This is a genomic window from Streptomyces pseudovenezuelae (genome assembly GCF_029892565.1).
GTDB classification, from domain to species: domain Bacteria; phylum Actinomycetota; class Actinomycetes; order Streptomycetales; family Streptomycetaceae; genus Streptomyces; species Streptomyces pseudovenezuelae_A.
In genome coordinates, this window is record NZ_JARXVH010000013.1 from 109,643 (window position 1) to 124,545 (window position 14,903).

At 69.9% G+C, this 14,903-nt stretch carries 14 protein-coding genes; 8 read left to right on the top strand and 6 right to left on the bottom strand.

The genetic code is table 11. The annotated features are described in order from the left end of the window. Positions 1 to 24 precede the first annotated feature (24 nt). From M2283_RS34550 to M2283_RS34565, 4 genes are all read left to right on the top strand, one after another. Positions 25 to 1,740 carry a bifunctional 3-(3-hydroxy-phenyl)propionate/3-hydroxycinnamic acid hydroxylase gene (locus tag M2283_RS34550; protein WP_280880420.1) on the top strand — a complete coding sequence of 572 codons (1,716 nt, stop codon included), beginning with the start codon at positions 25 to 27 and terminating at the stop codon, positions 1,738 to 1,740. Then, entirely contained in the window at positions 1,737 to 2,579 is an 843-nt protein-coding gene (locus M2283_RS34555) for a fumarylacetoacetate hydrolase family protein (protein ID WP_280880421.1), read from the top strand. Before M2283_RS34550 ends, M2283_RS34555 begins: the two co-directional genes overlap by 4 nt. A 55-nt stretch (positions 2,580 to 2,634) precedes the next feature. Then, the gene (locus M2283_RS34560; protein WP_280880422.1) at positions 2,635 to 3,423 is read left to right on the top strand and encodes an IclR family transcriptional regulator; all 789 of its coding nucleotides are present in this window, start codon (positions 2,635 to 2,637) and stop codon (positions 3,421 to 3,423) included. A gap of 201 nt (positions 3,424 to 3,624) precedes the next feature. Further along, positions 3,625 to 4,950 carry a PucR family transcriptional regulator gene (locus tag M2283_RS34565; protein WP_280880423.1) on the top strand — a complete coding sequence of 442 codons (1,326 nt, stop codon included), beginning with the start codon at positions 3,625 to 3,627 and terminating at the stop codon, positions 4,948 to 4,950. A 129-nt stretch (positions 4,951 to 5,079) separates the two neighbouring features. Here the strand turns inward: M2283_RS34565 and M2283_RS34570 are convergent, their stop codons facing one another. The 4 genes from M2283_RS34570 to M2283_RS51720 form a co-directional block, all read right to left on the bottom strand. After that, positions 5,080 to 6,606 (bottom strand): carotenoid oxygenase family protein, encoded by a 1,527-nt coding sequence (locus tag M2283_RS34570; RefSeq protein ID WP_280880424.1) that lies wholly within the window; start codon positions 6,604 to 6,606, stop codon positions 5,080 to 5,082. 292 nt (positions 6,607 to 6,898) lie between these two features. Continuing rightward, positions 6,899 to 7,645 (bottom strand): phosphotransferase family protein, encoded by a 747-nt coding sequence (locus M2283_RS34575; RefSeq protein WP_280880425.1) that lies wholly within the window; start codon positions 7,643 to 7,645, stop codon positions 6,899 to 6,901. Positions 7,646 to 8,200: 555 nt separating this feature from the next. Further along, positions 8,201 to 9,097, bottom strand: a complete 897-nt coding sequence (locus M2283_RS34585; RefSeq protein ID WP_280880426.1) for an alpha/beta fold hydrolase — start codon at positions 9,095 to 9,097, stop codon at positions 8,201 to 8,203. A 207-nt stretch (positions 9,098 to 9,304) separates the two neighbouring features. Further along, entirely contained in the window at positions 9,305 to 9,643 is a 339-nt protein-coding gene (locus M2283_RS51720) for a transposase (protein WP_348538943.1), read from the bottom strand. On the opposite strand from M2283_RS51720, the gene M2283_RS51725 reads away from it, so the two are divergent. Then, complete coding sequence (locus M2283_RS51725; RefSeq protein ID WP_348538948.1) at positions 9,539 to 9,841, top strand: hypothetical protein; 303 nt, start codon at positions 9,539 to 9,541, stop codon at positions 9,839 to 9,841. The genes M2283_RS51720 and M2283_RS51725 overlap by 105 nt on opposite strands. A gap of 155 nt (positions 9,842 to 9,996) precedes the next feature. After that, positions 9,997 to 10,152, top strand: a complete 156-nt coding sequence (locus M2283_RS34600) for a DUF6131 family protein (protein WP_280880428.1) — start codon at positions 9,997 to 9,999, stop codon at positions 10,150 to 10,152. A gap of 211 nt (positions 10,153 to 10,363) precedes the next feature. Here the strand turns inward: M2283_RS34600 and M2283_RS34605 are convergent, their stop codons facing one another. Further along, positions 10,364 to 11,056, bottom strand: coding sequence for a hypothetical protein (locus M2283_RS34605; RefSeq protein WP_280880429.1), 693 nt, complete (start codon positions 11,054 to 11,056; stop codon positions 10,364 to 10,366). A 601-nt stretch (positions 11,057 to 11,657) separates the two neighbouring features. Between M2283_RS34605 and M2283_RS34610 the strand changes: the two genes are divergently transcribed. Both M2283_RS34610 and M2283_RS34615 read left to right on the top strand, forming a co-directional pair. Then, positions 11,658 to 12,329 (top strand): ThuA domain-containing protein, encoded by a 672-nt coding sequence (locus M2283_RS34610; protein ID WP_280880430.1) that lies wholly within the window; start codon positions 11,658 to 11,660, stop codon positions 12,327 to 12,329. Further along, on the top strand, positions 12,314 to 13,399 hold the full coding sequence (locus tag M2283_RS34615; protein ID WP_280880431.1) for a Gfo/Idh/MocA family protein: 1,086 nt from the start codon (positions 12,314 to 12,316) through the stop codon (positions 13,397 to 13,399). Before M2283_RS34610 ends, M2283_RS34615 begins: the two co-directional genes overlap by 16 nt. 417 nt (positions 13,400 to 13,816) lie before the next feature. Here M2283_RS34615 and M2283_RS34620 read toward each other — a convergent pair whose 3' ends face one another. Next, positions 13,817 to 14,449, bottom strand: coding sequence for a hypothetical protein (locus M2283_RS34620; protein WP_280880432.1), 633 nt, complete (start codon positions 14,447 to 14,449; stop codon positions 13,817 to 13,819). Positions 14,450 to 14,903: the final 454 nt, after the last annotated feature.

Consider the following 14,903-nt stretch of genomic DNA (forward strand, 5'->3'; position numbering starts at 1 on the left):
CACGGCCCGCGACGGAGCACCCACATGACTGCACCACCACCGGCCTCGCAGCCGAGATCCCGGTCCCACCACCGGCCGGCGGTACTGGTCGTCGGTGCCGGCCCGACCGGTCTGACGGCCGCCCATCTGCTCGGTTCCCGGGGTGTCAGGGTGCTGCTGGTCGAGCGCAACGCCACCACCAGCGACGCGGCCAAGGCGATCAGCCTCGACGACGAGTCCCTGCGCACCCTGCAGTCGGCCGGTCTCGACGAGGCGGTGTACCCGATCATCGTGCCGGGCACCGGGACCAGGTACTTCGGCATCGACGGACGCCCCCTCGTGCACGCCCGCGGCACCGGCGACCAGCGGTACGGCCACCCCTTCAAGAACTCCTTCGCCCAGCCCGACCTCGAACGGGTGTTGTGCGAGCAGCTGCGCTGCCTCCCGGACGTAGACGTCCGCTTCGACACCCGGCTCACGAACCTCAGCCACCACTCCGACCGGGTGCGTGTCACCCTCCGGAGCGGCGGCGAGGACGGCCCCGTGGAGGAGTTGGACGTCGCTTACGTCCTCGGCTGCGACGGCGGCCGCAGCACCGTACGCGACCTGCTGTCCATCCCCATGCAGGGGCGCAGCTTCCCCGACGTGTGGCTGGTGGTCGACACGCTGGGGGACGGCCACGACCAGCGCTACGGCATGCACCACGGCGACCCCGAGCGGCCCGTCGTCATCGTGCCGGGCCAGGACGGCCGCTGCCGGTACGAGTTCCGGCTCAAGCCCGGCGAGTGCGAGGCGGGCAGTCCGCCGCCGTTCGAGCTGGTGCGTCAACTCCTGCTTCCCTACCGGGAGATCACACCCGAACAAGTCGAGCGCGCGGTTGCCTACAGCTTCCATGCGCTGCTGGCCGACCGGCTCCGCGACGGCCGCTGCTTCCTGCTGGGCGACGCCGCCCACATGATGCCGCCGTTCGCTGGCCAGGGCCTCAACTCCGGGGTGCGGGACGCGGCCAACCTCTGCTGGAAGATCGAAGAGGTCCTGGCGGGACGGGCCGGTGACGCCCTGCTCGACACGTACGACACCGAGCGCCGCCCGCACGCCCGGGCCGTGATCGACCTGTCCGTGCGGCTCGGCCGGATCGTCATGACCACCAGCAGCCCCCGCGCCCGCCTGCGCGACCTGCTGGTGCGCACCGCCATGCGCACCCCGCCCGGACGCCGGTACCTCACCGAGATGCGCTACCGCCCCGACACCCGCGTACGCTCCGGAGCCGTCGTACGCCTCGACAGCCCGCACCAGTCACTCGTCGGCAGGCCGCTGCCTCAGCCGCGCGTGCTGCGCGCACCGCGCCACGAGGTCACCCGGCTCGACGACGCCCTCGGCCGGGGCTGGAGCCTGCTGGGGATCGGCGTGACCGAAGCCGACTGGGCGACCGCCACCGCCCGGCCAGGCCTCCCGGACGCCACCCACGTGGACGTCTGCCTGGACGACCGCGCGCCGCAGGACCACGCCGGCCGCACGGGGATCGCCGACGCCGACGGCCGCCTGGACGCCCTCTTCGCCCGACTGGCCGGCCACTTCGTGCTCGTGCGCCCGGACCGGCTGGTGGCCGCCGTGTTCACCCCCGGACGAGCAGGACGCGCGGCGGCGGAGCTGCGGCGCGCGACTGGCGACACCGGGGACGACACCTCCGCAGAACCGGTGGCCGTCTCCACCCGCCTCGACCCCCAAGTCCAGCCCCACATCCAGGGAGTACGCCGATGAGGCTCAGCACCGTCCGTCTCCAGGACGAAGACCGCACCACGACGGCCGCGCGGCAGGACGGCGACGAGTTCGTCCTGCTGCCGTACACCGACGTCGGCGCCCTGCTCGCCTCCGGCGGGAACTGGCAGGAACGGGCTGCCTGGAACGGCGACCGCGTCCCGCTCGACACGGTGACCCTCGCGCCCGTCGTCCCCCACCCGAACAAGATCGTCTGCCTCGGCCTCAACTACGCCACCCACATCAAGGAAATGGGCCGCCCGACACCCACCCATCCCACCCTCTTCGCCAAGTACGACGGCTCCCTGATCGGCGCCCACGACGACATCCACATGCCGCCGATCAGCGACGACCTCGACTGGGAGGCCGAACTCGGCGTCGTCGTCGGCCGCCCCGGCCGGCACATCCCCCGCAGCCAGGCACTCGAACACGTCGCCGGTTACACCGTCGCCAACGACGTCACCGTCCGCGACTGGCAGCACCGCACCCGCGAGTTCCTCTCCGGCAAGACCTTCGAGGCCACCACCCCCGTCGGGCCGGCCCTCGTCACCCCCGACGAACTCCCGCCCGGCGCCTCCGGGCTGACCATCTCCTGCAGCGTCGACGGCCACACGATGCAGAAATCCAACACCGCCGACCTGCTCTTCGGCGTCACCGACATCCTCGCCTACGTCAGCACCATCATCACCCTCCAGCCTGGCGACCTGATCCTCACAGGCACCCCTGGCGGCGTCGGCGCCGGACGCGATCCCAAGGTCTTCCTGCGACCGGGCCAGGAACTCCTCACCTCCGTCGAAGGCATCGGCGAACTGCGTAACAGCGTCGTCAAAGACAGCCTGTGACCGCGTGAAGGGCCCGTGTTCCGGTAACCCACACCGCGCGGCTACAGTGTCCGGCATGTCAGGAACGGCGTCCCCCAGCTACCGCGAGCGCAACTCCACCGCCGATCGGGCGCTGGACATCCTGACCATGTTCGACGACAGGCATCTCGTCGTCTCCGGCACTGCGGTGGCGGAGCGGCTCGGCGTCGCGCGGTCCACTGCGTACCGCTATCTGCAGAGCCTGGTGGCCGGGCGCTTCCTCGAGGAGGCTCCCGGCGGCGGGTTCCGGCTCGGCCTGCGGGTCCTGGAGATCGCACGACTGGCGCGCCGCAGCTACGGCCTGTCCGAGGTTGCCCTGCCGTCGATGCAGGAACTCGCGGAGGAGGTGCGCGAGACCGTCCTGCTCACCCGCCGTGCCGGGGACCTGGTCGTGTGCGTCGACCTCGCCGAGAGCGGAACCCGCGCGGTGCGGATCTCCTACGAACGCGGCAGCACCCTGCCGCTCAACGCCGGCGCCTCCGCCTTGGTCCTGCTCGCCTGGAGGCCCGAGGACGAAGCCCGCCGGCTGCTGGAGACGGCGGAACTGCGCCGCTTCACCCCGGCCACCCTCACCGACGTCGACGCCCTGATGGAGCGCCTCGCCCGGATCCGCCGCCTCGGCTACTCGGTCACCCGCGGCGAACTCGACCCCGATGTCGTGGGCATCGCCGCCCCCATCACAGCCCCGGACGGCCAGGTCACCGCGGCGGTGAGCGTGGCAGCCCTCGCCTCCCGCGCCTACCCGGAGGCGGAGGCGGAGTTCGCCCAGAAGGTCCGGGCCACGGCGAGCGAGATCAGCGAACGCCTGGCCCTCACCACAGACTGACGCCCTTGCCGCTCCAGCACCACAGGGGTCGACACGACCGCACGCCGTACCCGCACCGGGCCACCACAGCGGGAGTTCCACGACATGCTCGGCCTCCTCGCCGACCGGACCTGGCAGGCCCGGGCCGTTCCCCTGACCGGCCGACCGGGCCGGGACAGACAGGTGATGACCAGGTCATTGCTGAAACGGGAGGATGTGCCGGTGAGCGGTGAAACGAGTGCCTTGACGAGCGAGTGGCTACTACGGTTGCGGCCGGACGGCGGCCCGGACCGGTCCGCCGTGGTCTCCTCCCCCGCGACGGTCGCGCAGGCCGAGGCCGACCTGGGCCCCGGTCCTGTGGCCTGGGCGGTGGAGACAGCGGCCGGGGCCAGCGCGAGACACACGCGGCAGGCAGCCGAAGCGGACGTCAGTCCGTCTCGCCTGCGTTCGGCACGCCGATCGGCTGAGGCATGCTGCATCGCGCTCCTGCGGGGGCTGCTGCACGACACCCCACCCGACGACATCGAGGTCCCGCCCGAGGCCGTCGAGGGCAACCGCGACCTGGTCCACCGGGGTGTGGCGCTGGACCGTGTCCTGCGGGGCGTGTGGACCTCGCAGGTACACACGTACGAAAGGCTTCTGTCCGCTCTCCGGCACCTGGTCGAGCCGGACCGGTGGGCGGACGAGAGCGAACGGGTCACTCGGCTGTCCTTCGCCTACTCCGAGGAGCTGACCGCGCTTTTCACCGCGCAGTACGCGGCGGAGCAGGAACGCTGGGCCAGCAGCGCCATGGCCGCCCGCCGGCAGCTTGCCGACGACCTCCTCGCCGGCCGCCGCGCCACCCCGGCGACGGTAAAACGAACTCTCGGCATCGACCTCGACCACCACCACGTGGCCGCCATCCTCTGGTCGGACCCGCCCGAGCCGGACGACGAGAGCCCCGCAACATCGCTGCACCAGCTCGCCGTCGACCTCATCGGCGCCACGGGGGCCACCAACTCCGTGCTGCTTCCCACCGGAACGTTCGAACTGTGGGCATGGGCCAGTTGGCCTGACCAACCGCCGGAGGACCTCGCTTCGTTGGTAGAAGCGGAGCTGAAGACGAAGATCGCGCGCTCACCGGCCGGGATGTACATCGCCCTGGGGCCGTCCGCCCCGGGCGGCGAGGGCTTCCGCAACAGCCACCTGGCCGCCCGGGAAACCGAGCGTGTCGCGCAGGCCCTCGGTGATCCTGGTGTGTACGCATACGCCGACATCGCTGTGCTGTCGCTGCTGACTGCCGTGCCCGAGCACGCGGAACGCTACATGCGGGAGGTTCTGGGACCTCTGGGCGAGGCTGGAGACAAGGCGGCCGAGCTCCGTAAGACCCTGCGCCTTTACCTTGCCCACGGTCGCAGTCGCGGCCTCGCAGCCGAGGAGCTGTTCGTCGCGCCCAACACCGTCGCCTACCGCGTCAAACGCGCCGAGCAGCTCCTGGGCCGCCCCCTGCCGAAGGACCATCTGCCGCTGCGCCTGGCACTGGAGATCAGCCGGGTCATCGCCCCTTGAAGACACCAGCCGCATCCCGTGCAAGGGGCGCGCGCTTTTCGCAGTTTTCTGGGGGCGCGGGGCGACTGAACGCGGAACCCGAGCCCCTCGCCGTCGTCCCGCGCCTCAGCCGAGCTCTCCCGCGGCGGCTCAGTCCGCGTCGCGCAGGGTGGCGATGCTCTTGTCGAGGACGGCCTGGTCGGCCCAGCTTCCGTGGAAGCCGAGCGGAACGCGGACGGGCAGCTTGACCCGGGCCAGCGGCCGGGTCACGAGGTCGGACGCCTCGTGGATCAGCAGCTCGCTCAGGCCTGTGTCACGGTTCCACCACACGGACAACAGGTATCCGTCGTCCTCGGCGCGCGCGTCGCGCCGGGGGACGAACACCGGCTCGCTGGGGCTGGTGAGCGGGTCCGGTCCTTCCAGGACGACGGTGGAGTCCTTGAGGTAGTCGTGGCGGGCCAGACCGTCGGTCATGGTGTCCGTCGCCAGGTCGCGGGTGGTGGCGAAGTAGCCGTACCGGTGCTGCTTGCCCACGTAGTCATCGTTGATCTTCGGGAACTCCCCGGCGATCCCGCTGATCCGCCGGTCGCCGACCTTTCCGGTCGCCGTGTCAATCCGCCACTGCCACGAGTAGCCCGGGGGGAACCACTCGTGCGAGCTGAGCGGGGTGCGGCGGTCGGCGGGGGTGCCGAGGCGGGAGATCCGGCTCAGGTCGATGACCACCTCGTCACCGATCTCGTAGGCGTTGTAGAAGTGCGTGGGCGCGAACATGCCGCCCGCCTCGTACCACTTCACCTCGTGCGTACGGCGGTCCATGAGCACGATCTGCGTGCCGTGCGGCAGTGCCGACTCGTCCCAGACCACTCCGGGGCGGCCCTGCGCTGCCAGGTCGAGGCGGAACATGTTGGGTGCGACGAAGAAGATCGCGTAGTTCTCGCTGACGGCGAAGTCGTGCATGAGGACCGGGATGCCGACGTCGATGACGTGGGAGTCGATGATGTTGCCGGTCTTCGCGTCGGCGCGATACCAGGTGATGATGGGGCCGGTGGCGGCGAAGAAGAGCATGTCGCCGGTGGCCGGGTCCATCTTGAAGTGGGCGGTGCACAGGATGTCGACGCCGCCGTGGAAGTCGTAGGAGCCGTAGGTCTCCAGGGTCTGGGGGTGCATCGCCGTCGGCAGGGCCCCCTCGAAGTAGACCAGCAGGTGGTCGTCGAAGATGCCGGCGTTGGTCTGGGGGTTGTTCTTGCCACGCGGGGCGCCCTTCGGCAGCCGGCCGGCCGTACCGCCGTTGACGAAACTGCCGTAGACGGCCTCGCCCTGCTCGACCTCGAACTTCATCGAGTCGGTCGCCACCCAGCTGGTGCGGTAGGCCGCCTTGCCGTCGCGCAGGTAAAGCCCCGCGATCATGGCGTCGCCGTCCCACCAGTGGTAGCGCTCCATGTTGCGCGGCTGGAATCGGGGGTTGGAGGAGGTGCGGAACATGGCGCCCGCGAGGTCCTCCGGAATGACGCCCTCCACCGGGAGGTCGTAGCCGCTGCTCTCCTGCGTCCACGGGGCGAAGGGGCCCCGCAGGAACTTGTTGTCCGTCGGCCAGTCCTGGTCGGGGCTCACAGGCTGGGCCTGCGACGAGATGTTCATCGGTGTGGTCGTGACGACCGGGACGGGTGGATTGGTCATCGGGATGCCTTTCACGTATGCAGCTCAGAGGCACGGTCCTGGGGAGGCCCAGAGGAAGGGGGCAGCAGGACTTGGCGGAGTGCGTCGGGCGTCCTGGGCCGGCAGCGGCTCCGCCACGGGGTGGCCGCCTCTCGTGCCCGGTGAGATCATCTTGCGCCGCCGCCCACCTGAAGTCTTCGGCGCCGGACAACAGAGTCACGGCTTCCCCTTGGCGCCGCGACGCAACAAGGGCACAGTCGCCGTGGGCGGGGTGCGACTTGCGCCGCGCGGCTAGCAGCGGGTCCGCGCAGCCTCACATCCGGGATCTCAGCACGTCGACCTCACAGCCCGGCGCGAACGGGTCGAAGCCGTGCTCGCTCAGCCAGCGAACGACCAGCAGGCTTCGCAGCGACCACCACGCGCGGATCACGTCGAGGTCGACGGCGGTGCCATAGCCGGCGACGACGTCGTCGAGGTGCTCCTCGTGTCCGAGCGTGAAGGTGGCGAGGTCGTACAGGGCATCACCCTGGCCCGCCTCGGACCAGTCGATGATGCCGGTGACCTCGTCGCCGTCGACGAAGACGTGCGCGATCTGCAGGTCGCCGTGCGTGAACGCCGGAGTCCACGGCCGGAGCGCGGCCTCGGCGACCTGGCGGTTGCGGGAGACCAGGTCGGCGGGCAGAAGGCCGTTCGTCACGAGCCGCTCGCACTCCTCGTCGAGATCCGCCGTCAGCGCGACGATGCTCCGGCCGGCCCCGCCAGGCCGGGGCGGCAGGGGCGCGTCGTGCAACTTCCGGATGGCGGCACCCGCCGCGGCCCACGCCGCCGGCGACCCGGTCGACGGCCCGCCGAGGAGCCCAAGCGTCGTCCCCGGGAGCGCGGCGATCGCGAGCACGTGCGGCTTGTGCCACAGGACCTCCGGGGTCGGGACCGGCACCAGGGCCATCGCATCGACCTCGACGTCGATGCGCGCCTGATCGGCGTCCACCTTCAAGAACACATCGCCGACGCGCAGGGTCGCACGCTCGGAATGGGCGACGACAACTCTGACCTCATCCATGGGCGACCACTATCCCGGCGATGATCGCCGACGTCGCCGGGTTTATCGCGTGCGATTGGGCGGCTGAGCGCGTCCTGCTAACTAGCGGCCTCGTGCACGACACCGACCGCTGACCAGGTCAAGCCCACCACTGTTGCTAGGAGTCCAAGTCATCCGCGCACGAGGTGCTCAGCCAGATCGGGGCGCTGCTCACGCAGGTACGCGCGAGCCTTGAGGGCATGAGCCGCCTGTGAGGCGGTCTTGATTCGCTCGACGTCCTCCAGCAGGGGACGACGTTCGCCTTCGTCCCTGGGGCCCGGTATCCCAGCACGAACACAGCCTCGGCAGTCCCCGTGGCGTTCCCCACGAACGCTTGGGACCAGCGCGCCAGTTCGACCACTCGCCCCAGGCCAGGAGAGCAACCCCGGCCATCACCGCTCACGCACTTGCCGCATGCGGTGACTCCAGGGCGCCTCGGTTTCTTGACGGCGAAGGCCGCGGCCACCGAGGGGCGGCCTCGAACTCCGTCTCTGCACCTACGTTCCCGCGCCCGCGCATTCTCCCTGCCAGGTCAGATCATGCCGTCACTGATTCGGCGTGATGGACGTGCGCGGCGATGCGGGAGGCGAGTTCGGGCCACAGTTCGTGCGGAAGGTTGTGTCCCATTCCCTCCAGGATCACCAGTTCGGCATTCGGCACGGCGGCGGCCGTGGCGCGACCGCCACTGACGTCGCACACGAGGTCGGCGGCGCCGTGCACGACCAGCGTGGGCACCCGCAGGGCGTGCAGTCGCTCGGTGCGATCCCCCGTCGCCACGACCGCGAGGCCCTGGCGTTGCAGGCCGAGGACGTCGTAGCCCCGGTCGAAGACCCGTCCGGCCCGTTCGGTCGCCGCGGGCGCGTCGAAGACGAAGCCCGGCGACGCGGAGAGCCGTAGGGCACGTACCTGCCACACGACGAAAGCCTCCCGGTCCTGCGGCGGTGCTCCCAGTTCGGCGAAGACCGAGAAGTCGGCCTCACCCACGCCGGGTTCACCGGTCGTGGACATCATCGACGTCAGCGAGCGGACCCGCTCCGGGTGTTCGATCGCGATCATCTGGGCGATCATCCCGCCCATCGAGGAGCCGACGACGTGGACGCCGGTGAGACCGAGCGCGTCGAGCAGGCCGACGGAGTCTGCCGCCAGGTCTGCCAGCGTGTACGACGCCGTCGAGAGGTCTCCGGCGAGAGCCGCCTGGAAATCCGGTACGGGTGCGTCGTGGAAGTGCGTCGACCGGCCGGCGTCGCGGTTGTCGAACCGGATCACCTGAACGCCCCGCTCCACCAGCGCCTGGCAGAACCCCTCCGGCCAGTTGATCATCTGTGCGCCGGCTCCCGTGACCAGCAGGACCGGCGGTGCGCCGGGGTCACCGAACCGTTCGTAGGCGATCTCGATCCCGGCCGGGCCGACGTTCCGTGCTGTCAGGTCTCGCATGGCCGAGACGGTAGCCACGGCAAGCGCGCGAAAGAACGAACCACGGTCTGACGTTTTTCGCCCATACCCCAAGTTACGGTGGAAATGGCCGAGAAGAAGTCACCAGCAGACCACCGATACCCCCTCTTCTTCCGAGGCAATCTCCGCCTTCAGGCGCGGAGGGAGTCCGATCCTGAGCCCTGCGGAGCGGAGTTCCGCGGCATCGCTTCAGATCGCTCTACGACGACAGCCGCGCTCACTCCGGCCGCTTCTGCTTCCCGATGCGGTCCTTGACCACCCGGCGCGGCGGACCGCCGCAGCTTCCGGCCAGGTAGGAGCAGGACCAGAACCGGCCGTGCTTGATCGCCCGGTTCGCTCGGCCGGTGAACTCCTGCCGCGACCGGCGCGAGGACACACCTTGAGGGAGTTGACCGGATTCGACCCGGCAGCCCTCAGCGGGTAGTGCACGAGCAGGTGCAGGTAGTCTTCTTCGCCGTTGAACTCGATCAGGTCGATCTCGAAGTCCTCGCAGACCATCCGCATGATCTCCGCCGGTCCATGGAGCATGACGAAGAGGTCATGCTCCCCTTCTGGACCGATCCTTCACCGCGTCACTGGATCGTCGATTCACCGAAGACCTGGAGCACCGCGAGCCTCTCAAGCCGGGCCGCTGGAAGCGGTGCTCCGTCTTCCAGCGTGACAAAGAGGTGGGGTCGCGCCGAACCGCCGTTTCCTGTGACCCCCGCCCAGTTCATGCCGACCTGAGCATGGCCCAGACGCATGAGCTCTCAGGAAGGGGGCACCGGGAAAGGGCACGACAGAGTCCAACGGTCCGGGATCCCCCGGGCAGAAAGGGTGCTGCGCGCCTGACGAGATGCGGGGCCCGCGCGCACCGAAGAGACGCGTAGATCGGAATCGACATGATTGTCCTCGGCCTCATCCTGCTCGTCGTCGGGCTGCTCGTCGGCCTCTCGCTGCTGACCACGATCGGCGGAGTACTCATCGTGGTCGGTGCGATCCTGTGGATACTCGGCTCGACCGGACGCGCGGTCGGCGGACGCAAGCACTTCTTCTAGAGGCAGCGGTAACCCGCCTTCTGGAGGCAGCGGCGGCTCACCGGCGATCGTCTGAGATCTCCGGCCACCGAGAGCCCCCTGCAGTGGCGGTGGCCGCAGCACGATCGAGCGCCATCGATCGAGCGCGGCCACCGCCACTGACGAGCTGCCCCTGACCGCAATCGCCGACACCGCGCAGGGTTCCGGGCGAGCGGCAAAGGGCCGGGCGGCATCAGCGCATCAGCGAGCCGCGTACCGTCAGGCCGTAGTTGGCGCGCAGTCGGCGCAGTTCCCACAGGCCCACCGCGGTGACCGACAGCGGGCCTCCGAGGAGGAAGACGATGCGCACGCCGGCCGGCACATCCGCGTAGGAGCCGGTGAACAGGTTGACCAGTGCCATCTCCCACACCAGGGTCATCGTCAGCAGCGGCGGCACGGTCTCGTGGATGTCCACGGTACGGAAGACGTGGAGCAGGGACAGCCCCATGCCGTAGATGATGAACGGCAGGACCCACACGAGAATCGACACCGTGATCAGCCAGGTGATCACGGACATCACCGGATTGACGGCCAGCTTGCCGTCGGCGAGACCGGTGAGGATAGCGGCGGGGAACACGGCTACACCGCCGATGATCGCCAGCACGGCGCCGAACGGCTTCGCCGCGCGCCGCAGCAACTGCTGCCGGGCCGGGGGACGCGCCAGCGCGACGAGCACCCCGATGACGACCGGGAACGTCACCGAGAGAACCAGGATGCTGATCCAGGAGTCGTTGAGCCGTTCGCTCGCGGCATCGCCCGCGGAGTCGACCAGCTTGTAGGAGTACGTCACCCAGAGCACCGCGCCCAGACCCACGTACGTCCGGATCTTCTGGATCCGGGCGACCACCTCGTCCTCCACCCGATCCGGGCGCGAGGGTCTGAACACCTTGCGCGCGATGGCGATCGGACCGGCGGCACGCCACATTCGGCGGAACACTCCGACGCGGAGTGGCACCGGCTGCGGAAACCCCGGCGGGTAGGGGTAGGGAGGCGGCGGATAGCCGCCCTGGTGAGGTGGGACGTTGTACGGATACGGCTGCGGCGGCACAGGCTGACCCTGTGGGTAGTGCGGCGGCTGCGGCGGCCCTTGCGGATTCCAGGCACTCATCTCTGACTCTCCCCCGACACGACTGTGTGGAACGGACACGCAGCCGCAGTGTATTGGGTGCAGGCGCACTGCTTGAGGCTCCCGTCTGCCGCCGCCTGTAGTCGCCGGGGGGCTCGGCGGCCCGCATGCGTCCGTCGCTCAGGCGCCGCGTTCCTCTCGACTGGCTACGGTCCTCATCCCCGCCGACCTGCGGAGCAGGTAGCGGTCCGCGGACATGACCAGCAGGTCGCTGCCTGGGAAGAACGTCGGCCACGCAAGTACTTCGGCATCGGCGGGATCGGAGGGTCGCCTGCCGGGAAGTTATGGCGCAGCACCGGTCTCCTGCCAGGCCGGAGCTGCCAGGCTTCAGCCGCGACACCGTCAGGAGTGTGCAAGGTCTATGACCAACCCCTCTTCATCTCCCGGGCGCCGGGCCCTCGTCGTGCGCGGCGGCTGGGAAGGCCATTCACCGGTGGAGACAACCGAACGGTTCGTGCCCTTCCTCAAGGAACACGGGTTCACGGTCGACACCTCCGAGTCCCTCGACGTCTACGGTGACGCGGACCGGCTCGCCGCCACCGACCTCGTCGTCCAGTGCTGGACCATGGATACGATCGCCCCCGAACTCTCCCGCACGTTGGCAGCCGCGGTGCGGGCGGGCACCGGGTTCGCCGGCTGGCACGGCGGCATCATCGACTCCTTCCGCGGCGACCTCGACTACCACCTGCTGACCGGTGGCCAGTTCCTGATGCATCCGGCCGACTTCGTGAACTACACGGTCCGACTCGTGCCCGAACGTGCGAGCCACCCGGTCATCGAGGGCCTGGCCGACTTCGCCGTCCACACCGAGCAGTACTGGGTCGCGACCGACCCCGACATCGATGTGCTCGCCACGACCACCTTCCCGGCCGGCGAAGAGCGTGCCCATCCCGTCGTCATGCCCACCGTATGGACCAGGACATACGGTGCCGGGAAAGTCTTCGTGTCGGCCATCGGCCACAAACCCGACGACTTCGATGTACCCGAGGTCCGTACGCTCACCGAACGGGGGCTGCTGTGGGCGAGCAGGTGACACCACTGCGGGTCGGCATGGCCGGCGCGGGCAGAATCAGCGGCCAGTACCTGTCGACGCTGGCCAGGACCGAGGCCCTGCGGCTGACCGCGGTCACCGACCTGGACGGCGCGCGGGCCGAAGAGGCGGCCGCCGCGTCCGGCGCGCGGGCCGTCGGCGACCTGGCCGACCTGCTGGCGCGCGACGACGTCGACGCCGTGCTCAACCTGACCATCCCCGCCGTACACGCCGACGTGGCACTGGCCGCGATCGCGGCCGGCAAGCACGTCTACGGGGAGAAGCCGCTTGCCACCACCCGCGAGGAGGCCGCTGCCGTGCTGGCCGCCGCACGCGCCGCGAGCGTGCGGGTCGGCTGCGCACCCGACACCGTGCTCGGCACCGGTGTCCAGACCGGGCGCAGGGCCGTGGACGACGGGCTGATCGGTACGCCCGTCGCCGCGACCGCCTTCATGACCACCCCCGGCCACGAGACGTGGCATCCCGATCCGGAGTTCTACTACCGCCCCGGCGGCGGTCCGCTGCTCGACATGGGCCCTTACTACATCTCGGCGCTGATCCACCTGCTCGGTCCGGTGGCCGCGGTCACCGGCGCGGCCTCCACACCCCGCGCCGAGCGCGAGATCGCCAGTGGTCCCCGGGCCGGTCAGCGCTTCGCCGTCGAGGTGGACACACATGTCACCGGGGTGCTGCAGCACGCGAACGGCGCGCTGTCCACGCTGCTGATGAGCTTCGACATCCACGAAGCCCACCTGCCCAGGATCGAAGTGCACGGCACAGAGGGGTCGTTGTCGCTGCCCGACCCCAATCTCTTCGACGGTGTGGTGGAGGTGTGGCGGGCCCGCTCCGACGGCTGGCGGTCGCTTCCCGTGTCCGCCGGTCACCCACACGCCGGACGCGGGATCGGCCTGGCCGACCTCGCCGTCGCCCTGGCCACCGGCCGCCCCCACCTCGCCTCCGCCGAACTCGCCGAGCACGTCCTGGATGTGATGCTCACGCTGCTGGACGCGGCGCACCAGGGCCGGACCCTCACGGTCACCACCACCTGCGAACGACCCGCGCCGGTCGCCTGACCCGGTGGTCCGCACCTGGCGGAGAGTTTCCACGGGTCCGACTCAGCCCATCCTGGTTGCTCGCGACCAGGTCCTGGCCGTCCCCAAGTCCCTGTTCTCCCCGGCCGGCCCGCGCATGGCAGGCCGTCGGACAGGCCCCCGACCAGGCATGGGAACGCCGTTGCTGCGGCGCGGGCGCGAAGGGGCGGCGTGAGTACGGCTGGGCGGCTGTCCAGGTGCGCCCGGTGGTCGTACCCGGCCACCGGGACGGCGTGTTGATCCGTCTGCGGTGGGCGCCGGCACGGCCCAGCTTGAGCCGGCCGGGGCCCAGAACGCATTCGGTATCCCGTGATCGACCCCGGAGCTGCGGGCACACGTGAACCGCCCCGCCGGAGCGGGGCCGTTCGCCGTGGGGCGAGTCCCCCTGCGGGCTCGGCTTCAGCAGGGCGGCAGCGGGTTGGTCTCGTCGTAGACCTCGCTGTCCTTCACGAAGCCCCAGCCGCCATGGGCGCGGTGCGGACTGTCGGCGAGCGTGTAGATCCAGCGGCGGGGGTGAGGGCCGCCGCCGCCCGTGAGGTCGCCCTCGTATCGGCAGGTGAACCAGTTGGTGGTGCTGTTGAGGTAGCCGACGGTCTCTCCGTCCCACTCGACACGGATTCCCGCCCTGTTGTTGCACCAGAAGTGGGTGGTGGCGACCTGATCGCGCAGGCAGTTGGACGCGGCGGCGCGGGCGGTCGAGTCGCTCCCGGCGGGCTGGGCGACGGCAGCACTCGTCAAGGTGCCGGCAAGGATGAACGCGCAGGCCACGGAGCCTGCGAGACGGCCGGCACGGGGCGAGGTCCTGGTCATGAGCATCCCGAGGTAGGTGTGACGTGGACGGCCCTCAACCTCACAGACCTGCGCGCGACCTGCCACCAATTCAACCATCGCCGAAAAGCGTTCACCGAGGTGCGGGATCCAGTAGTCCCGCAAGCGGCGGCGTGGTTCGACGCGGCCGAAGTGGTGCCCCGTGGTGGTGAAGACGTGGTCCAGGTCTCGGTCCCAGGTCTCGGCTGCCTGGTCGGTGATCACAACTCGAGGCTTCCGGAGCCCGGGACGACCATGCAGCCCCCTTCGAACTGGCCCTACGCCGCCACAGCACCACCTCAATCGGGGGTGAACCAGATATGTGCCGAATCACCGGCCTGGCCGGAGCGGACGCCGTCCGGCACGAGCGCACGGTCGAAGCGATGGGCTCCTCGCAAGCCCACCGCGGCACGGAGGGCGCCAAGCACGCCCCCAGCTCGCATGGGAGGGCAGCGCTGGCGATGAACACGCTGCTGATCGTCGACCGGCAGGCGATGCCCGGCCCCTACCTCGACCGCGGCTCCAGGGTGCTGCTGGCCTTCAGCTTCGATCGGACAGGACAGACGCCACTCAGCTCACCCGGTTGGCAAAGGCTCATTGATAGGAACCTTTCAGGTGTATCAGGCCGTGCAGGTTGGTGACATATGGGCCAAAGTCGGTTGAAACGATCAGTGTGAGT